Origin of the sequence: Oceanobacillus phoenicis, assembly GCF_047238145.1 — a bacterium.
GTDB lineage: Bacteria > Bacillota > Bacilli > Bacillales > Amphibacillaceae > Oceanobacillus.
In genome coordinates, this window is sequence record NZ_JBDFME010000001.1 from 112,878 (window position 1) to 132,187 (window position 19,310).

Annotated in this window: 18 protein-coding genes and 2 other annotated features; of the genes, 12 read left to right on the forward strand and 6 right to left on the reverse strand. The window is 35.6% G+C overall.

The window, feature by feature from the left end; all coding sequences use genetic code 11:
• Positions 1-120: 120 nt before the first annotated feature.
• Together ABC346_RS00650 and fni are read right to left on the reverse strand one after the other, a co-directional pair.
• The gene (locus ABC346_RS00650) at positions 121-576 is read right to left on the reverse strand and encodes a DUF2188 domain-containing protein (RefSeq protein WP_413233053.1); all 456 of its coding nucleotides are present in this window, start codon (positions 574-576) and stop codon (positions 121-123) included.
• 103 nt (positions 577-679) lie between these two features.
• Complete coding sequence (gene fni, locus ABC346_RS00655; protein ID WP_413233054.1) at positions 680-1,729, reverse strand: type 2 isopentenyl-diphosphate Delta-isomerase; 1,050 nt, start codon at positions 1,727-1,729, stop codon at positions 680-682.
• 342 nt (positions 1,730-2,071) lie between these two features.
• On the opposite strand from fni, the gene ABC346_RS00660 reads away from it, so the two are divergent.
• A complete protein-coding gene (locus ABC346_RS00660) occupies positions 2,072-2,626 on the forward strand; it encodes an HD domain-containing protein (RefSeq protein ID WP_413233055.1) in 555 nt (184 codons plus the stop codon).
• Between the two features lie 578 nt (positions 2,627-3,204).
• Here ABC346_RS00660 and ABC346_RS00665 read toward each other — a convergent pair.
• Positions 3,205-4,029, reverse strand: coding sequence for an aldo/keto reductase (locus tag ABC346_RS00665; RefSeq protein ID WP_413233056.1), 825 nt, complete (start codon positions 4,027-4,029; stop codon positions 3,205-3,207).
• 172 nt (positions 4,030-4,201) lie between these two features.
• Here ABC346_RS00665 and ABC346_RS00670 point away from each other — a divergent pair, with 172 nt between their 5' ends.
• Positions 4,202-6,031: a methyl-accepting chemotaxis protein gene (locus ABC346_RS00670; protein ID WP_413233057.1), complete on the forward strand. Its 1,830-nt coding sequence runs from the start codon at positions 4,202-4,204 to the stop codon at positions 6,029-6,031.
• Positions 6,032-6,154: 123 nt separating this feature from the next.
• On the opposite strand, the gene ABC346_RS00675 is transcribed toward ABC346_RS00670, so the two are convergent.
• Complete coding sequence (locus tag ABC346_RS00675; protein WP_413233058.1) at positions 6,155-6,742, reverse strand: DNA-3-methyladenine glycosylase I; 588 nt, start codon at positions 6,740-6,742, stop codon at positions 6,155-6,157.
• Positions 6,742-7,587 (reverse strand): sulfurtransferase, encoded by an 846-nt coding sequence (locus ABC346_RS00680; RefSeq protein WP_413233059.1) that lies wholly within the window; start codon positions 7,585-7,587, stop codon positions 6,742-6,744. The genes ABC346_RS00675 and ABC346_RS00680 overlap by 1 nt, the downstream gene beginning before the upstream one ends.
• Before the next feature lie 376 nt (positions 7,588-7,963).
• On the opposite strand from ABC346_RS00680, the gene pepT reads away from it, so the two are divergent.
• Positions 7,964-9,199 (forward strand): peptidase T, encoded by a 1,236-nt coding sequence (gene pepT, locus ABC346_RS00685; protein ID WP_413233060.1) that lies wholly within the window; start codon positions 7,964-7,966, stop codon positions 9,197-9,199.
• Positions 9,200-9,587: 388 nt separating this feature from the next.
• A complete protein-coding gene (locus tag ABC346_RS00690; protein WP_413233061.1) occupies positions 9,588-10,604 on the forward strand; it encodes a D-alanyl-D-alanine carboxypeptidase family protein in 1,017 nt (338 codons plus the stop codon).
• 102 nt (positions 10,605-10,706) lie between these two features.
• Here the strand turns inward: ABC346_RS00690 and ABC346_RS00695 are convergent, their stop codons facing one another.
• A complete protein-coding gene (locus ABC346_RS00695) occupies positions 10,707-11,246 on the reverse strand; it encodes an HD domain-containing protein (RefSeq protein ID WP_413233062.1) in 540 nt (179 codons plus the stop codon).
• 275 nt (positions 11,247-11,521) lie between these two features.
• Here ABC346_RS00695 and ABC346_RS00700 point away from each other — a divergent pair, with 275 nt between their 5' ends.
• The 8 genes from ABC346_RS00700 (at position 11,522) to trpA (ending at position 19,176) form a co-directional block, all read left to right on the forward strand.
• Entirely contained in the window at positions 11,522-12,070 is a 549-nt protein-coding gene (locus tag ABC346_RS00700; protein WP_413233063.1) for a nitroreductase family protein, read from the forward strand.
• A gap of 110 nt (positions 12,071-12,180) precedes the next feature.
• Positions 12,181-12,425, forward strand: a binding site (T-box leader).
• A gap of 40 nt (positions 12,426-12,465) precedes the next feature.
• Positions 12,466-12,719, forward strand: a binding site (T-box leader).
• A gap of 66 nt (positions 12,720-12,785) precedes the next feature.
• A complete protein-coding gene (gene trpE, locus ABC346_RS00705) occupies positions 12,786-14,192 on the forward strand; it encodes an anthranilate synthase component I (protein ID WP_413233064.1) in 1,407 nt (468 codons plus the stop codon).
• Positions 14,173-14,784 (forward strand): anthranilate synthase component II, encoded by a 612-nt coding sequence (locus tag ABC346_RS00710; RefSeq protein ID WP_413233065.1) that lies wholly within the window; start codon positions 14,173-14,175, stop codon positions 14,782-14,784. The genes trpE and ABC346_RS00710 overlap by 20 nt, the downstream gene beginning before the upstream one ends.
• Complete coding sequence (trpD, locus tag ABC346_RS00715; protein ID WP_413233066.1) at positions 14,765-15,787, forward strand: anthranilate phosphoribosyltransferase; 1,023 nt, start codon at positions 14,765-14,767, stop codon at positions 15,785-15,787. The genes ABC346_RS00710 and trpD overlap by 20 nt, the downstream gene beginning before the upstream one ends.
• 1 nt (position 15,788) lies before the next feature.
• On the forward strand, positions 15,789-16,574 hold the full coding sequence (gene trpC / locus ABC346_RS00720; RefSeq protein WP_413233067.1) for an indole-3-glycerol phosphate synthase TrpC: 786 nt from the start codon (positions 15,789-15,791) through the stop codon (positions 16,572-16,574).
• Positions 16,575-17,189, forward strand: coding sequence for a phosphoribosylanthranilate isomerase (locus ABC346_RS00725; protein ID WP_413233068.1), 615 nt, complete (start codon positions 16,575-16,577; stop codon positions 17,187-17,189).
• A complete protein-coding gene (trpB, locus tag ABC346_RS00730) occupies positions 17,186-18,385 on the forward strand; it encodes a tryptophan synthase subunit beta (protein ID WP_413233069.1) in 1,200 nt (399 codons plus the stop codon). Before ABC346_RS00725 ends, trpB begins: the two co-directional genes overlap by 4 nt.
• Entirely contained in the window at positions 18,385-19,176 is a 792-nt protein-coding gene (gene trpA / locus ABC346_RS00735) for a tryptophan synthase subunit alpha (RefSeq protein WP_413233070.1), read from the forward strand. Before trpB ends, trpA begins: the two co-directional genes overlap by 1 nt.
• Positions 19,177-19,310: the final 134 nt, after the last annotated feature.

Here is a 19,310-nt window from a genome sequence, read left to right on the forward strand (position 1 = left end):
GCGTTATAGAATACCCATCAAATACTTATATGTAAAAATAAAATTGCAGTAAAAGGAATCTTGTCCCCTTTACTGCTAACTTTTTGTTCTGCATATTTATTTTTATTTATTATGTTTATTTTAATCAGCGTAAGATCGCTGTTCTTCTATAGAGCCGTCTTCTTTATAGATGGTTAGTGAAGTTGCTTTCTTACGTGCAATTTCTACTGCTCTTGCAATGGCTTCTTGTTTGGTCGATAATACTTTGCTTGCCCTATCAGAACCAACGGATGCCACTGCCCAACCATCCTCATGTTTATATACCTCTTCCCCTTCTTCTAATCGCTCTGGATTACTTGTCGATTGTTTTCCTTCTTCCGATCGCTTAGTCGGACTACCTTGGTCATAATACGTATCTATTTCGCTTTGTGATGCATTTTGCTTCCAATCTTTTGCTTGTTCAATTGCTATTGGAATTGCTTGTCCTTCCTTGTAGCCATCATCAATCATAGAATTTGCAATATCAATCGCCTTTTTTCTTGTAGCTTTATCGAGATTCTTCATTGAACTTGGATAATCTTGCATTGTCCACACCATACACCTCAACTCCTTTTTTATTTTATTTTCCCTATTCTTATGTATTTAAGCCATTTCTATAAAAAAGAGTCATAAAAGGTATACCCTTTTACAACTCTCTTTATTACTTATCCATTAATGATTGTCCCATAATAGAAACTCGAGAAGTGTTTTTTAACTCTTCTAAATTAACAGCCCCGATTCCAAACATCGTCATTTTCAGTTCTAATTCTAGCTGTTCCATTGTTTGAATAACATCTTCAGGTGTTTCCATTGCAGCTTTTAATAAATGTCGTGCAAAGCCTACGACATCAGCTCCAATCGTAATTGCTTTCGCTGCATCCACACCTGTTTTCATTCCTCCACTTGCGACTAATGGTACTTCAGGTAATTCTCCACGAACAGATACAAGACAATCTTTTGTTGGATTTCCCCAGTTATTAAATGCTTCTGCAGCTGCTTTATTTAATGGATCTTTGGAACGTAATTTTTCCACCTGACTCCAGGATGTACCTCCAGCACCCGCTACATCAATATACGCAATACCTGCGTCATACAAGCGTCTAGCTACTTCACCGTCAATACCAAAACCTACTTCTTTTACTCCCACTGGAGCATTTACTTGTTTACAGACTTGCTCTATCTTTGGCAGTAAATCTTTAAAGTTGAGGTCGCCGCCATCTTGAACCGCCTCTTGTAGACTATTTAGGTGAAGAACAATAGAATCTGCATTGGTTTTATCAATAATTCTTTGACACTCTTCTGGACCATAGCCGTAATTTAATTGAACCGCTCCGATATTAACAATTAATGGTGCAGTAGGCGCTTGATTTCTGATTAAAAACGAATCCTTATGTTGATCACTTTCTAAGAAAGCCCTTGTTGAGCCAATTGCCAATGCCCATCCCTTTTGTTCTGCAGCAATAGCAAGATTCTGATTAATTGTAGTCGCTAGTTCCGATCCACCAGTCATCGAACTTACCAAAAACGGTGCTTTTAAATGTTTCCCTAAGAAACTTGAATCCAGTGAAATGTCTGCGAAATCAATCTCTGGTAATGCGTTATGTATAAAGTTAATGCCCTCTAATCCTGTAGATTTATTCACTCCCTCTACATCTCCAGTAAGGCAAAGACGTATATGTTCTGTCTTACGTTGATTAATTCCTTTTTCCATTGATGTTACCTCCGCTAATGTTATATCATTACTTCTAGTGTAATGGTTTATGTGCTGAAAAGAAAGAAAGAGCTTTTCTAAAAAACAACTCTTCTATTTCAACTTAAATGAAGTGTATTAGTATATTAAGTAATTCTATTTCTTGATATGTATTCAAGTACAAATGAACCACATGTTTAACTATCCACTTCTTTTAAAATTTTATTGTATCCTTACAGCAATTAAGATACTATTATACATAGAATAAATTAATTTCACTGAATTAAATGATAATTATATTTGAACAAGAAGTTATTTATTTCATATGCTATCAATACTAAACATTTATATTCGGAGGAAGCTATGTTAAAAGAGAAGGCAAAATCCTTTGCTACAAAGGCACACCAAGGACAAACTAGAAAAAATTCGGATGAAGCATATATCACTCATCCAATTCGTGTTGCCCAAAGACTTGAACAAGAGGGGGGATCAGACTCACTTGTTTGTGCAGCCTATCTGCATGATGTTGTTGAAGATACTCCTGTTACTATTGATGACATTCATCATGAGTTCGGTAAAGAAATCGCACAACTTGTAGCTGCTCATACAGAAGATAAGTCCAAGACTTGGAAAGAGCGCAAACAACATACAATATATTGCATTCAACACGCTCCTAAAGAAGTAAAATATTTGATTATCGCAGATAAACTAGACAATCTAATTGAACTTGAAAAAGAATATAAATTACTAGGAGAAACCATTTGGGCAAATTTTAATGCAGGATATGAACAACAAAAGTGGTATAATCAATCGATTGTTAAATATATGTACTCCGGATTAGATAAATCTGAAATACCATCTTATTTTTATGATTATGAACAAGTAGTAAGTCGGGTATTCTCCTCTGTTCAACCTTAAATCAAGATGTTCGGTCATAAGAAAAGCTCCTAATTACTGTCAGTTACATCTACATTAAAAAGCTAGATATAACGTAGTTTTAGAATCTTTTTATTTATCGTTCTTATTCTCCAAGAACTAGAATCGTATATTTTCGTGTTGACGATCCTCAATTTCATCAAATATTGCAGATGGACTTACAAATGTCCAATTAATATTAAAGGTCTCTTCTAATTTTTTAAGTTACGAGCTTTTCCTTTTGCAGTTGGGATAACCACTTCTGGAAAATCTTTTCTTTCGATAACTTTACTTAGTTATCTTTATCAGCTAAAGATTTCCTGCTCTACCTACAATAACAGCTCTTAACATGGTAACCTCAACCCAACTCCAAGTTTTCAATATTCAACATACAATTGAACCATTATTCGCAAAAGCTCAACTTGCCATGGACAAGTTTGATATTACTATTAAAGATATTGTAGAAGATATTAGTTCAAACGATCATGTTTACTTAATTATTTCTTTTCTTTATTGAGAACCATCAGCAGTTATAGAAAAAGGAAAAGCCTTTTGTGCTTTTCCTTTTTTTCGATATATTATTATCTCACATTCATTTCACTTGGTAGTGTACCACTTCTCAAATTTCTATCTAATTCATTAATCTCCTGCATTTCAGAAGCCGTGAGTTCAAAATCAAATACATCTAGGTTTTCTTCAATGCGATGAGGTGTAACGGATTTAGGAATTACAATCATCCCCGATTGCAGGTGCCAACGGAGAATTGTTTGGGCAACCGTTTTTCCTTTTCTTTCTGCTAAATTTTGGAGTTCTTCACTTTGAAGCACATCTTTCCCATTCATTAATGGACTATATGACTCTACATAGATATTGTGCTTCTCACAAAAAGCTCGGAGTTCTTTTTGTTGTAAATACGGATGGCATTCTACTTGATTAAGTACTGGAACTACGTCACATTCATCAAGAATTCTTTCTAAGTGTTCAATATCAAAGTTACATACACCGATTGCTTTAACTTTTCCATCTTTATATAACGTTTCTAAGGCTTTATATGTTTCTACATATTGATCAAAATTTGGAGTTGGCCAATGAATTAAGTATAGATCTACATAGTCAATACCCAATCTTTCTAAACTAGCATCAAACGCTTTTAGTGTATTTTCATACCCATGATCGCTATTCCATACTTTTGTAGTTATAAACAAATCTTCACGTGGTATTCCACTATTAGATATAGCTTCTCCTACTCCTACTTCATTTCCATATACTTTTGCTGTATCAAGTGAACGATAACCGACTTTTAATGCATGTTCTACTGGTGAAACGACTTCTTCATTCGGTACTTTCCAAACCCCAAAACCTAGTTGTGGCATTGTTAAACCATTATTTAAAGTTACATACTCCATGCTTTATTCATCCCTTTCATAATAAAGTGTCTTTTATTATACTTCATTCTATAGTTTCACACGATTAATTAGCTTATAATATCTAATCTTTCATTAAATTTTAACAATTATCTTCATACTTTCTACCTAGTTGCCGATATTAAAGAAAACATACAAACGGGCGGGGGAAAATATGAAATTTTTTAAAAACAAAAAATTGAAACCTAAAAAGACGAATAAAAACAAAAAATCACCTTTATTTTCATTCATAAAACGAAAAAATAATAAAGACAAGTCAAAGCAGCGTTTTTCTATAAATATCAAAGCTTTCAATAATTTAAGTATAGGAAAGAAATATTTATTATCATTTCTAGTGGTTATCTTTTTCACTTTTAGTGCTTGGTTTTTTGTAGGCCAAGAAGTTCAACAGTCTAAAAAAGATGCTGAAGCGGTGTATACATATAGTGAGCAAGTAAGTAAGTTAAATCAGCTATCACTAGCAATTCAAGGTAAAGATGTACAAATTGCAGATTATCTACTAACGAGCAATAGTTTATATGTGGACCGTTTTAATGAGTATAAGACTCAAGTAGATGAATTAATAGTAGAAGTGGAAGGATTCTTATCTACAGAAAGTGATTCTTTCAAAATAAGTCAATTAAAGCGATCTGACGATACGATTAACAGTACTTTTGAAGATAAAGTTATACCATCTATAGAAAATGACGATAATATAATGGCAAACACCCTAAGGGAAACAACTTATCGTTACCGTACAAGCAATGTTGATATTGTTAATGAATTAATATCAGGAAAAGAACAAGCTCAAACAGAGGCTTCTGATGCTGCGGAAAATAGTATGAATCGAATTTCATCAACACTTACGATGGCAAACTTATTCACCATTGTTATAGGAGTAATTATCTTTAGTATAGTTAGTGTCCAAATTTCCAGAAATCTGAAACAAGTTTTACAAATTACATCGAAGGTTGCAGATGGGGATTTAACTGCAAACCGTATGGAATATAACGGTAAAGATGAGATTGGACAATTAAGCTCCTCGGTTAATCAAATGAAAGACAATATGAAAGCTATTCTAACAAAGGTATCTTCAGCAAGTACTTCTGTTCTAGAACGAAGCGATCACCTTACCCAAGCTGCAACCGAGGTAAAGGAAGGTAATTCACAAGTAGCTGCTACAATGGAAGAATTATCAGCTGGAGCAGAAACGCAAGCAAATGGTGCTTCAGACTTATCTGAAAAAATGTCAGACTTTGTAGAGGTAGTAAACAAATCTCGTGAAAATGGAGATAAAATTACAAATACAACGGAAAAGATGTTAGAACAAACGAACCAAGGAACTGCTTTAATGCGAAACTCAATGGAGCAGATGCATCGAATCGATGAAATTGTGAAAGTTTCTGTAGATAAAGTAAAAGGTCTAGACAAACAATCAAGAGAAATATCGAATCTGATATCCGTTATTAAAGACATTTCTGAACAAACGAATTTATTAGCATTAAATGCTGCCATAGAAGCTGCAAGAGCTGGTGAACATGGTCGAGGATTTGCAGTTGTAGCCGATGAAGTTCGAAAACTTTCTGAACAAGTATCTAATTCTGTTGGCGAAATAACCACTATTGTTTCCAATATCCAAGATGGAACGAAGGAAGTTGTTAGTTCCCTTAATAATGGATACAAAGAAGTTCAAGAAGGCACAAGTCAAATCGAATCAACAGGTAACAACTTTAAAACAATTCAACTTGGCGTTAATGATATGGTAAATAAAATTGAATATATTACAACAGACTTATTAAATATCGTTGAGAATAGTACCAATATGAATCAACTTATCGAAGAAATCGCCTCAACTTCAGAAGAATCAGCTGCTGGTGTAGAACAAGCATCTGCTGCTGCTCAACAAACTTCTAGCTCTATGGAAGAGGTTGCGGACAGTGCTAACACACTTGCAGAACTTGCAATTGATTTAAACAATCAATTAAAAGTATTTAAACTTCAATAAATTAAATAACCGAACTATGTCCAAGTTTCTAATCTACTCCATCGAAGTAAAAATTCGAGAAGAAGTATATCATGCTTGGATTGTAGTTCGGTTTTATATTGTAATTAATCGATGAATTAATCTTTACAGGTTACCTTCACTATTTTGTTGATTGCCATGGTATAAAAAACATTGTTGTGTATGATCATTAATCATTCCAATTGCTTGCATAAATGAATAACAGATGGTTGGACCCACAAAGCGAAACCCTCTCTTTTTCATATCTTTACTCATCTTTTCAGAAAGATCATTATAAGCAGGAATTTCTTTATCATCTTCCCATGAATGTATGATTGGTTGTCCATCTACAAAACTCCAAATATAATTATGAAAAGATCCAAATTCCTTGGCGACTTCGATACACCTATGCGCATTATTAATCACCGAGTTTATCTTCAATTTATTTCGAATAATACCTTCATTTAATAATAATGATTCTACTTTTCCGTCGGAATAAGTAGCCACTATTTCCGGATAAAAATGGTCAAAAGCTTCTCTATAATTTTCTCGTCTTTTAAGTATCGTAATCCAACTCAACCCTGCTTGAGCTCCTTCTAAAGACAACATTTCAAACAAATATCGGTCATCCTCATAAACAGGAACCCCCCATTCTTCATCATGGTAAGAAATATAGATAGGGTCATCGGTTACCCACCCACAACGTCTTAACATTACGTGGTCTCCTCTCCAACTTTCACATCATTTTCTTCATAAGATATCCAATCGCTAAAACTACCAGGATACAACTTTACATTATGAAATCCTGCTGCCTCTAGGGCAAGTATATTTGGACAAGCAGAAACTCCAGAGCCACAAGAGACAATAATCTCATCGTCTTTTGATAGGTTAGCAAATAAGGATTCTAACTGCTCTTTATCTTTCCAACTTGTACCATCTTTCGTAAGAACATCTTCCCAAAAATAATTGACTGCTCCCGGTATATGTCCTGCTCTTCGATATAAAGGTTCCTCATCTCCTAAATATCTTTGATAAGAACGTGAGTCGATTAATACTGCGCTCCCGTTAGAAATTTTATCGCGTACTTCCTTCATATCCGCTGTACGATTTTGTTTCATTTGAGGCTGATAAGTAACTGGAACTAAAGAAGGAACTTCTGTTGTTACCTCTCCCCCTTCTTTTTTCCATTGATCTAATCCACCTTCTAGAATATAAACTTTTTCATGGCCTACATAATCCAATAACCACCACAATCGAGGTGCAAACATGTCATTCCCTTGGTCATAAACTATTACCGTTGTTTCACTCGTTATCCCTATTTGTCCTAGTTTATTTATAAATAAACCCCAATCTGGTAGAGGATGGTTACCTCCATGTTTGCCAGCCTTCCCAGATAAATCTTTATTTAAATCCATGTAAATTGCACCAGGTATATGCTCTTCCAAATACGCTTTACGTCCAGCATCGGGATCTTGTAAATTAAATCGTACATCCACAATTACAATTTGATTTTGCGAAAATCTACGCTTCAAACGTTGTACACTAATTAAATTTTTCATACTATCCCTCCCGCATCTATTTATTTTCTATCATATCATTTTATAGAATAATATACAGATTAATCAACTTCATAAAGTGCTATGTTTAATCTAAAAAAGAACATATTAATTATAGTTATATTAACATTCGGATTATGTTATAACTTGGCTTTGATTGTATTGAAAGACGGCGACTCCTGCTCAGAACAGGGAGCCTGAAGAAGTGTTCTTCTTTTCAAGTTAGCTGAGGCCCTGCCTGTTAAAAAGCACCGTCTGCAATGGAAATCAAACAATGTAACATTCGGATTTATCATAAAATATCTTATGATAAAATTACTCAGATATCTAAATAATCAATATATGGTAAACTAATTAAAAAACGAAGAGGAGATTCAATATGCAAAAACAACTTATCAATCGGTTAATTACTTACGCAAAAATCGACACCCAATCTGACAATGAATCTAATATTACTCCATCAACTCCTGGTCAATGGGATTTAATTCACTATCTTCAAAATGAATTAAAAGAAATTGGCATGCAAGAAGTCGAAGTAGATGAATATGGATATCTCATGGCTACATTACCAGCAAATACGAATAAAGAGATCCCGACGATAGGTTTTCTTGCGCATGTAGATACTGCCACGGATTTTACAGGTAAAAATGTTAATCCACAAATCGTTGATTATAATGGCGGGGATATTGTATTAAATGAAACGCTTCAAGTTGTACTTTCTACTAAGGAATTTCCAGAGCTTCCTTCCTATAAAGGACATACATTAATTACTACCGATGGTACAACGCTTTTAGGAGCTGACAATAAAGCCGGGATTGCTGAAATTATGACAGCAATGCAGTATCTCATTCAACATCCAGAAATAAAACATGGTAACATTCGTGTTGCATTTACACCGGATGAAGAAATTGGACGTGGTCCGCACAAATTTGATGTAAGTCGTTTTAACGCTAAGTACGCATATACCATCGATGGTGGACCTTTAGGAGAGCTTCAATACGAAAGTTTTAACGCGGCTGCAGCAAGAATCACTTTTACAGGAAACAGCGTTCATCCAGGAACTGCAAAAAATAAAATGGTTAATTCAGGGAAGATTGCTGCCGAATTTATCTCGAAATTTCCAGAACAGGATTCTCCTGAGCATACAGAAGGATACGAAGGATTTTATCATTTAATATCTATCGAAGGTGATGTAGAAACAACCAAAGTTTATTACATTATTCGCGATCATGACCGTGATAAGTTTGAATCCCGAAAAGCTACGTTACAAAAATTCGCTACTGATTTGCAACATAAATATGGAGAGAATGCTGTTCACGTGGAGATGGAAGATCAGTATTACAATATGCGCGAGAAAATTGAGCCAGTAAAAGAAATTGTCGATATCGCTAGTGAAGCTATGAAACAATTAGATATCAATCCTATTATTCAACCAGTACGCGGGGGAACGGATGGATCTCAACTCTCTTATATGGGGTTACCGACTCCAAATATCTTTACCGGTGGAGAGAATTTCCATGGAAAATATGAATATATCTCTGTTCAAAATATGGAAAAATCAACGAAAACAATTATTGGTATCGCTAAACTATTTGCTGAGAAATCCATGGACTAATCAAACTACCTCTCGTTTTGAATCAGTGGTAAGTTAGTAATTATCTTGCCATTGGTTCAAAACAAAATCTTCATATAACCCAACTCACCTCCTCAAAATTTAACTATAAATTCAGAAATTACTAACTTATCGTTTTAACTACTCAACCTTATAAAAATATGAGAAGATATAATCTGCAAAATTATTTCTATTTACAAATTAGCAAAATATATTTATAAGAGCGATACATTCTATCCACATTGGAGGTAAAATCCCCAATTATGGTAAGCAAAACTTATCAAGGTGTTTACGTCCTTATCCTATTTTAGGATTATTGAATAAATAAAGTTTACCGACGATTCTCACCATGATACAGAAAATGACATTGTAAGAGTTAGGAGAGTTTAATATGCAACGTTTGCTTTGGTTGCTATTGATTGGTGTACTGCTTTTCATGAGCGCATGCCAATCTAATGATGATAACAATTCATCTTCTCAAGATAATTCAGAGAAGCCGAAAGAGGAAGAAGATGTAACAGGTAACCAAGGTTATGAACAGTTACCAGAACCCCCTTTACAAAAGCTAGATCAAGGAGAACAGGTAGTGGCTCTTCAGCATTTTCTCGAACAGTTAGGGTACAGCTTTTCTGATCAAGGTAATTATAACGAACAGGTGACTTGGGCCATAACTGATTTTCAAATTCAACAAGAAAATCTATTGGTTTCTGGAATCTATGATGGAAATACAAAACAAAAATTTGAGGAAGTTCTTCAATCCGAGAGTGCATATAAACCAGGTGAGGGTCTACTAGCACCAACAGAACCTGCGTTTTCAGATGCGGGTACGGAAGTTATTTCAAACCCGTATGACCAATTAGTTCTTGTTAATAAAGATTTTTCATTACCTGCGGACTATATTCCCGATGATTTAGTTATACCAAATGTTCCGTTCCCTTTCACTGAGGATATTCCGAAAAAATATATGCGCCAAGCTGCCGCTGATGCATTAGAAGAATTGTTTGCAGATGCTCAAAAGGAAGGCTTAGATCTATATGCACAATCTGGGTACCGATCATACGACCGTCAGGATACTATCTTCGCAGCAAATGCAGCAGAAAATGGTGAAAAGCATGCAAACACATTTAGTGCCCGCCCTGGAGAAAGTGAACATCAAACCGGACTAGCTATGGATGTAACAAGTCCAGAAGTTAACTTTAATCTTGAAACGGAATTTGGTGAAACAAACGAAGGAAAATGGGTAAAAGAAAATGCTGCAAAATATGGTTTTATTATTCGATTCCCAGAAGGAAAAGAAGATATTACTAAATATCAATTTGAACCATGGCATTTACGCTATGTAGGGCATAAAGCAGCAGAAGAAATCATGAATGAGGACATAACTTTAGAAGAATATTTGGAGAAATAGCCGGTAAACGTCCTCTTATTTAGGGGGCGTTTTTTATTGTAGATAATAGTAAAATGAGGAGAAAAGAAAAATATGTAACCTTCTAAATCCATGCATTCTTTATTATGCATGCTTAGAAGTGGTATCTGCTTTATTTAAAGCATTATCAATTTGTTTATCTAATGCTCGAATTCTTGTTAACGCTAATTCTGGATCGACTTCTTTATAATGATGATTGCCACCATATTCTTCATCTGCTTCATCTGCCATTGCTACAACTTTTTGAAGTGGATTTAATTGTAATTCCCCTTCTGGCAAATAAGAATCGGTATGAAGTAAAATAGCAACGGCAATTTCTTTTGCTGCTTGTCGCTCCTCACCATTTCGAATTAATAGTTTATGCGCACGACTTGCACCTTTTATTGCATGAATATCATTTTCTTTATAGAGATCATAATCCCATTCACCATTACGATACCATGTATAGTGACCAATATCGTGTAATAGCGCTGCTTTTGTGGCAAGATCTGGATTCACTGCAAATCGCTTGGAAAAAATATATGCATATTCCGCCACTGCCACTGCATGGGCAACCCCAGACCGTTGTAAATACTTCTTTGTGATTGGGTGAACAAATATCTGTTCTAAAGTAACTCTTTCCATCCCTATTCTCCTTTCTTTCGTGTATATTAGTTAAATTACCGAATTTCACCGAATATAAACATGTATGAAAAAAGCACAGACTTTAAGTAGCTACTGCGCAATAATGTCTTTTATTCAGTTAGTTTTCGCAAATATCTTCCAAAAAAAGATATTAATTCATTGTAACTTTTTACAAGTCAGTTGTAAAGTAAATTATTCAAAATTTGCAAACAATGTGCGATTCCGTTACAATTTAATTGATAATAATTATCAATTAAATGTATAGGGGTATAGGTATGGAAAGAACAACATTAGCGAAACTTATTAGAGAACGACGCGCCATAAAAAAAGGGTACACAAATAAAGAAGTTACTGAAGATAAAATAAAAGAATTATTAGAAGATGCAATATGGGCACCTACACATGGAATGCGACAGCCTTGGCGCTTTTTGTTTGTCGGTCAAGAACACTTACCTTCTTTCGCAAAAAAAGTTGCATCTACTTACCCTGTAGAAAGACAAGAGAACAGAGAAAATTATTTAAATGAACCTAATGCAATACTCGTTGTTATTATGGAAGAGCCTGAGATTCCTAAGCAATGGGACGAAAACTACGGGGCTGTTGCTTCCATGATTCAGAATTTCTGGTTACTTGCATGGCAAGAGAAACTTGGCGTAGTCTGGAAAACAAACCCGCATATTTATGATGATAACGTTAAAGGTAAATTAAATATTAACCAAAATGAAAAAATAGTTGGTTTCCTTCATTTAGGTTACTTTGAAGAAATTCCGCCACAGAAAGAACGAATCTCCGTCGATGACAAATTTGAAACTTTTCTAGGTTAAAGCAGACTTAATTAATAGATTTAAATCATTAATTGTACTTTAGAAAAAAATTTAAAAAGGTTATTGACAATTGCTTGTCCTTTCCGGTAAGATGAATTCAACAAATTAATGAATCGGCACTGACGAAGAAGAGTACTTAATAAAAACCCTTAAGAGAGCTGATGGTTGGTGGGAATCAGCGGGATATTTTTGTTAAGGAATGGACTTCTGAGCTCCAAACCGAACCGTTAACTGAAGTAGGCCTTGGCGAATTCGTCTCTCGTTATCGAGACTAAGTAGATAATTTATTATCTTACTTTCAAAGTGAGCTGAACTTCAGCTAATAAAGGTGGTACCACGGTCCCTCGTCCTTTTTAGGATTAGGGGCTTTTTTGTATTCAGACAACTAAATAATTGCAAAATCATTGAGTAAGAGAAGTAGATATTCAGGAATCGTTACAGAGAGCTAGAGATTGGTGAAATTCTAGCACGTGGAAGGGTATTGAATGGACTTACGAGAGTTTTCTTGAAACATAGTGAAGTAGGGAAAAACGGGTTTCCGCCGTTATACGGATAGGATATAAGGAGAAAAAGATTCTCCCGTATCTGAAAATGAGTTGGGAAAACAATTCCCAAATGAGGTGGCACCGCGGTTCCTATCGTCCTCTATAAGCACAGTACTGTGTTTATAGGGGACTTTTTTTATTCAACCAATTTTAAATGAGGAGTCGAAGACATGAGTATCCGTTATGTAATTGAACAGCAACCAATCGAACAATTATTACCTATTCAAGTTCTAACCCAACTAAATAGCCCAAAAAAATATTTGTTGGAAAGCAGCTTTCCACATGAAGAAAAAGGACGCTTTTCATTTCTTGGAATGAATCCATACGAAGAAATACTCGGTTTCGATAACCGTACTAAGGTTTGCAACTATAAAAATAATGAAGATAAATGGGTAGAACAACACGCCTTGCACTATATACAACAGCATTTACCCAAAATCGAGATAGATATTTCTGTTCCATTTTATGGTGGGGCAATTGGTTATATCGGTTACGATACGATACGTTCCTTTGAACACATCGGGGATAGATTACCCGATGAACGGAACATGCCTGACATACACCTGATGTTGTTTGAAGATACGATCATATTCGATCATGAACAAAATACTTGCTACCTACTTGTAATTGACACGGATTCATCCGCTTCTGAACAAGGTTTACAGCAACGTCTAAAACAACTCAAAGAAATTATGACGAAAGCAAGAAAAACGCAGGTCCCCGTCCCAGCGAGATATTCATTTACTCCAGAGATGGGCCAACAGACATTCGAAAAAAATGTCACTACCGCAAAAAAATATATTGAAGAAGGAGATATTTTTCAAGTTGTATTGTCTCAACGAATGCAAGCAAAAGTCGAGAATCCAGAAACATTTTCTATCTCATTTTATGAGCAATTGAGACAATCAAACCCCTCACCCTATATGTTTTATATGGATTTTAATGATTATCTCATTCTTGGAGCTTCACCAGAAAGTCTAATTGAAACAACGGGCAAGAAAATCATTACGAATCCAATAGCAGGTACAAGAAAACGAGGTAGTACTGAAGAGATTGACCAAATACTAACAGAAGAATTGCTCACTGATGAAAAAGAAAGAGCAGAACATCAGATGCTTGTCGATTTAAGCAGAAATGATCTTGGAAGAGTATGTGAAATTGGAAGTATTGATATCCCAGTGTATATGAAGATAGAAAAATATCAACATGTCATGCATATGGTTTCTGAAGTCACCGGCATTCTAAAACCAAACTACTCTAGTATTGATGCATTAATTTCTTGTTTACCAGCAGGAACGGTATCTGGAGCACCTAAAATTCGTGCAATGCAGATAATCAACGAGTTGGAGCTACACCAACGGGGTCCTTATGGCGGAGGTATTGGTTTTATCAATTTCCAACAAGATGTACACATGGCTTTAGCCATACGAACAGTGATTGTCAAGGATGATAAAGCATATTTACAAGCTGGAGCAGGAGTCGTATATGATTCCATACCTACAAATGAGTATATTGAAACGTTAAATAAAGCGAGATCATTTATGGAGGTGAATGATTATGATTTTATTAATCGATAACTATGACTCTTTTACGTATAATCTCTACCAATATATTTCTGAATTTGATAAGGAAGTCCATGTTATCCGTAACGACGCCATTACCCCTGATGAAATTCGATCCCTTCATCCAGAGGCAATTATTATATCTCCTGGACCAGGTTCTCCTGCAAAAGCAGGAAATTGCTTGAAGATAGTTAAGGAATTACATCGAGAATTCCCAATACTCGGTATTTGTTTAGGCCATCAGGTACTAGCAGAAGCTTTAGGAGGAGACATAAAGCAAGCCAAGCTGATAAAGCATGGAAAGACTTCTTCCATCGCAATAGAAGAATCACAGTTATTACACTCACTAGGAAATCCAATACAGGTCATGCGGTATCATTCACTAATTGTTGACTCGACCACTTTATCTGCCGATTACCAAGTTACTGCACGATCCTTAGATGATAACGAGATTATGGCAATAGAACATAAACAACTACCACTTTTTGGAATGCAATTTCATCCAGAATCCATTGGTACAAAAGATGGAAAGCAAATCATTCGAAATTTTTTAATACAAATCAACGCATTACAGGAGGATGAAAATAATGAAGCAATCACTTCATAAAATTATTGATCGACATGATTTATCAACAGAAGAAATAAAAGAAGTATTTACACATTGTTTTTCAGAAACAGTATCTGATTCGGAACTAGCAGCTCTTCTTATCTCACTAAAAATGAAAGGAGAAACCGCTGAAGAAGTGGCTGGATTATCTCAAGTTATTCAAGAACATTCTCCTTTCCTACTAAACTTTCATCAACCCGTAATGGACAATTGCGGAACTGGAGGAGATCGTTCAAATAGTTTTAACATCAGTACATGTTCCGCTTTTGTATTAGCTGGAGCTGGTGTAACTGTAGCAAAGCATGGAAATAGAAGTGTATCAAGTCAAACGGGAAGTGCGGATGTCTTAGAGAAATTAGGAGTATCTCTAGCTTTTACCAAAGAACAAGTGAATGAAATGTTAGAAGAAAATCAAATTGCTTTCTTGTTCGCTCAACATGTACATCCGACACTAAAACAAGTGGGAAAAGTAAGAAAAGATTTACGAATACCTACTATTTTTAATTTCATCGGACCATTAACAAACCCTGTTCACTTAGATTCTCAATATATAGGAGTCTATGATCCAGCAGCTCTTCATATGGTTGCAAAAGCTGCACAGTTACTTGGTAGAGAACGAGCAATTGTAATTCATGGAGCAGGTGGTTTAGATGAGGCTTCTTTACAAGGAGAAAATCAATATATACTCGTTGAAAATGACCGATTAGAGGAAAAAACCATTCATCCAGAAGAAGTTGGATTATCCGTTTATCCAAATGATGAAATTCAAGGAGGAAATGCTACAGATAACGCAAATATCTTACTTTCTGTATTAAAAGGTGAAGAGAGCGCCTATCTGGATACAGTATTACTCAATGCAGGCATTGCGTTGTTTGCTGCAAAGCAATCTGAATCCATACATGATGGCGTTAAACTTGCCAAGCAGAGTATTCATTCTGGATCAGCACTAAATAGATTGAATAACCTTATCACATTCAGCAAGAAAATTAGCGAGGTGGTTTAAAATGACTTTTCTATCAAAGATTTTAGATAAGAAACAAACAGAAGTTGGTATTAGAAAACAAGAGAAAATTGAATTAAAAGATCGACAAATACCCGTTTATTCATTTATTAGTCACATTAATCAAACGAACACAATATCCATTATTGCTGAAATTAAACGTGCCTCTCCTTCTAAAGGAGAAATTCAGATGGACATTGATCCAGTCGAGCAAGCAAAAAAGTACGAGCAAGCAGGAGCATCTGCTATATCCGTATTAACAGACCAAAGTTTTTTCCAAGGTTCACTAAAGGACCTACAAGAAGTAAGTGTAGCCGTATCTATTCCAGTTCTTTGTAAAGATTTTATCATTGATGAAATTCAAATCGATGATGCAAAAGATGCAGGGGCTTCTATTATTCTCTTAATTCTAGCAGCTTTACCATTAGAAAGATTCCAAGAATTATATAATTATGCTACAAATCAAGGACTTGAGGTTATTTGTGAAGTGCATACTGCAGAAGAATTAAAGAATGCATTAACGATATCCCCAGCAATCGTTGGAATAAATAATCGCAACTTGAAATCCTTTGAAGTTGATTTACAAACTACAACACAACTGGCTCAACTAGTTGATACCAATAAAACTATTGTCATTAGCGAAAGTGGTATGAGAACAGCTAGTGATGCAACACTAGCTGCCGAAGCTGGAGCAAAAGCTATTTTAGTCGGAGAAACATTTATGAAGTCAACTCAATTAGAAACTGATTTTAATAATTTACGCGTGCCTCTTGTTGAAAGGAGTTTATAGATGTTTGTAAAAATATGTGGCATTTCTTCCATTGACACTGCTCAAGCAGTTGTCGATGCAAACGCTGATATGATTGGATTTGTATTTGCACCAAGCAAACGACAAGTATCCATCTCTCAAGCTGAGGAAATAGCTAAAAATCTTCCTCACACCATTCAAAAAGTTGGGGTATTTGTAGATGAACCTTTAGATAATATCCTATCAATAATCGAGACGGTAAATCTTGATATTGTTCAGTTACATGGAGATGAGTCTATTGACTACCAGAAGAAGATTCCAATTCCCATTATTAAAGCATTTCCAGCTACTACAAAGGGCTTACAACAAGCAAACCAGTCATCTGCAAAATATATTTTAATAGACAGCCCCCCTGTTCAATCATCACGAGGAGGAAACGGAGTAACATTCAATTGGGATATGCTTAAAGACCAAGCTTTTACTGACAGATTAATATTAGCTGGTGGTCTTAACTCAGAAAATGTACTTGAAGCCATCCAAACTGTAAGTCCAGCAGGAGTTGATGTTTCAAGTGGAGTAGAAACAAACGAAAAAAAAGATGTCCAGAAAGTCAATCAATTTATTACTAAAGTACAAAGAAAGGATGTTTTTCAATGACTACTTATTCTTTTCCAGATACAAAAGGAAAATACGGAGATTTTGGCGGGAGATTTGTACCAGAATTATTAATGCCTGCAGTACTTGAATTAGAAAAAGCTTATGAAGATGCGTTGAAAGATGAATCATTTATAGAAGAACTTCAATCTTATTTAAGTGAATATATCGGACGTGAAACTCCTTTATATCATGCAAAAAAATTAACCGAACATGTCGGCGGCGCACAAATTTATTTAAAACGAGAAGATTTAAATCATACTGGTGCTCATAAAATCAATAACACGATTGGGCAAGCATTACTAACATTACGCATGGGTAAGAAAAAAGTTGTAGCAGAAACTGGCGCAGGTCAACACGGTGTTGCTACCGCGACTGTATGTTCTTTATTAGGATTAGAATGTATTGTTTTTATGGGTGAAGAAGATATTCAACGTCAAAAGCTAAATGTCTTTCGCATGGAATTACTAGGGGCAGAAGTAGTCAGTGTCTCTCAAGGCAGTGGTACCTTAAAAGATGCTGTTAACGAAGCTCTTCGCTACTGGGTAAATAATGTCAATGACACCCATTATATCATTGGATCCGTAGTCGGTCCGCATCCTTTTCCAAAGATTGTCCGAGACTTTCAATCTGTAATTGGAAAAGAAACCAAAAAGCAAAGTATGAAGAAAATAGGAACTCTACCTAACGCAGTTGTCGCATGTGTAGGTGGCGGAAGTAATGCTATGGGAATGTTTTATCCATTTATCGGCGATGCAGAAGTTACCTTACACGGTGTTGAAGCTGCTGGTGCAGGTTTAAACACAAAGCAACATGCAGCAACACTTACTGGTGGGTCACCAGGAATGCTACACGGGACATTTACGTATCTGCTTCAAGATGATGAAGGGCAAATCGAAGAAGCATTTTCTATATCTGCTGGCCTTGATTATCCTGGTGTAGGACCTGAACACAGCCATCTTCACCAATCAGGTCGAGTAACTTATTCTTCCGTTACCGATGATGAAGCATTAGAAGCCTTCCAACTCCTTTCTAGAAAGGAAGGTATCATTCCTGCCCTAGAAAGTGCACATGCTGTTAGTTATGCTACACGATTAGCCAAAGAGATGAAACATGATGAATCTATTGTTATCTGTTTATCAGGTAGAGGTGATAAAGACGTAGAACAAGTAAAAGAACGACTAAAGGGGGATAAATAATGGGACAAGAGAAATTAAATGAACGATTAAAAGTTGAAATGGAAGCTAATAGACCAATATTTGTACCTTATATGATGGCTGGAGATGGTGGAATTGATAACCTATCTAGCAGAATTGACCTTCTTGAGGAGGCAGGAGCATCTGCAATTGAATTAGGTATTCCTTTTTCTGATCCGGTAGCAGATGGACCTGTAATTCAAGATGCTGGACAACGGGCGCTAGCAAATAAAACTACGATAAGTTCTGTATTAGAAGCATTGGAAAAAGATAAATCGCATCGTAACATCCCGATTGTTCTTATGACCTACATTAACCCAGTATGGAAATATGGCTTTGAAGAATTTGCTAGAGATTGCTCACAGGCAGGTGTCGATGGAGTAATCATCCCTGACATTCCGATGGAGGAAGAAGAAGATGTTGCTTCCTCCTTAAATAATAACGACATCGCATTTATTCGCTTAGCTGCAATGACGAGCACAGAAGACCGCCTCGAAAAGATAGCGAAACGTTCAGAAGGATTTCTATATGCAGTATCTGTAACTGGTACAACTGGAGAACGTGCTAAACACGAAGAAAATGCGTTCCACTTTTTAGAAAAGCTGAAGCAAATGAGCCATGTACCGGTATTAGCTGGATTTGGCATATCCACTCCTGAACGTGCAAGAGAGCTATCTGTCGCTTGCGATGGGGTTGTTGTGGGAAGTAAAATCGTTCAGTTATTTGAGCAAGGTGATGAAGAAGGCATTATGTCACTTATTAAAGAGAGTATTGGATTTGAAGTGATCAAGTAGTTTAATTACTTCAATGTATCTTGATTATGTGTCCATATTTTTGTATAGCCTTTGATTCTGGTAAGATAAATAGAATTTATCTTACCAGTTTTGAAGAACATTTCCAATTATGGGATGATAAGCACATTTTATTT

Excerpts from the sequence above, each read along its gene's own strand:
- ABC346_RS00650 (WP_413233053.1), bottom strand. The coding sequence starts at position 576 with ATGGTGTGGACAATGCAAGATTATCCAAGTTCAATGAAGAATCTCGAT.
- fni (WP_413233054.1), bottom strand. The coding sequence starts at position 1,729 with ATGGAAAAAGGAATTAATCAACGTAAGACAGAACATATACGTCTTTGC.
- ABC346_RS00660 (WP_413233055.1), top strand. The coding sequence starts at position 2,072 with ATGTTAAAAGAGAAGGCAAAATCCTTTGCTACAAAGGCACACCAAGGA.
- ABC346_RS00665 (WP_413233056.1), bottom strand. The coding sequence starts at position 4,029 with ATGGAGTATGTAACTTTAAATAATGGTTTAACAATGCCACAACTAGGT.
- ABC346_RS00670 (WP_413233057.1), top strand. The coding sequence starts at position 4,202 with ATGAAATTTTTTAAAAACAAAAAATTGAAACCTAAAAAGACGAATAAA.
- ABC346_RS00675 (WP_413233058.1), bottom strand. The coding sequence starts at position 6,742 with ATGTTAAGACGTTGTGGGTGGGTAACCGATGACCCTATCTATATTTCT.
- ABC346_RS00680 (WP_413233059.1), bottom strand. The coding sequence starts at position 7,587 with ATGAAAAATTTAATTAGTGTACAACGTTTGAAGCGTAGATTTTCGCAA.
- pepT (WP_413233060.1), top strand. The coding sequence starts at position 7,964 with ATGCAAAAACAACTTATCAATCGGTTAATTACTTACGCAAAAATCGAC.
- ABC346_RS00690 (WP_413233061.1), top strand. The coding sequence starts at position 9,588 with ATGCAACGTTTGCTTTGGTTGCTATTGATTGGTGTACTGCTTTTCATG.
- ABC346_RS00695 (WP_413233062.1), bottom strand. The coding sequence starts at position 11,246 with ATGGAAAGAGTTACTTTAGAACAGATATTTGTTCACCCAATCACAAAG.
- ABC346_RS00700 (WP_413233063.1), top strand. The coding sequence starts at position 11,522 with ATGGAAAGAACAACATTAGCGAAACTTATTAGAGAACGACGCGCCATA.
- trpE (WP_413233064.1), top strand. The coding sequence starts at position 12,786 with ATGAGTATCCGTTATGTAATTGAACAGCAACCAATCGAACAATTATTA.
- ABC346_RS00710 (WP_413233065.1), top strand. The coding sequence starts at position 14,173 with ATGATTTTATTAATCGATAACTATGACTCTTTTACGTATAATCTCTAC.
- trpD (WP_413233066.1), top strand. The coding sequence starts at position 14,765 with ATGAAGCAATCACTTCATAAAATTATTGATCGACATGATTTATCAACA.
- trpC (WP_413233067.1), top strand. The coding sequence starts at position 15,789 with ATGACTTTTCTATCAAAGATTTTAGATAAGAAACAAACAGAAGTTGGT.
- ABC346_RS00725 (WP_413233068.1), top strand. The coding sequence starts at position 16,575 with ATGTTTGTAAAAATATGTGGCATTTCTTCCATTGACACTGCTCAAGCA.
- trpB (WP_413233069.1), top strand. The coding sequence starts at position 17,186 with ATGACTACTTATTCTTTTCCAGATACAAAAGGAAAATACGGAGATTTT.
- trpA (WP_413233070.1), top strand. The coding sequence starts at position 18,385 with ATGGGACAAGAGAAATTAAATGAACGATTAAAAGTTGAAATGGAAGCT.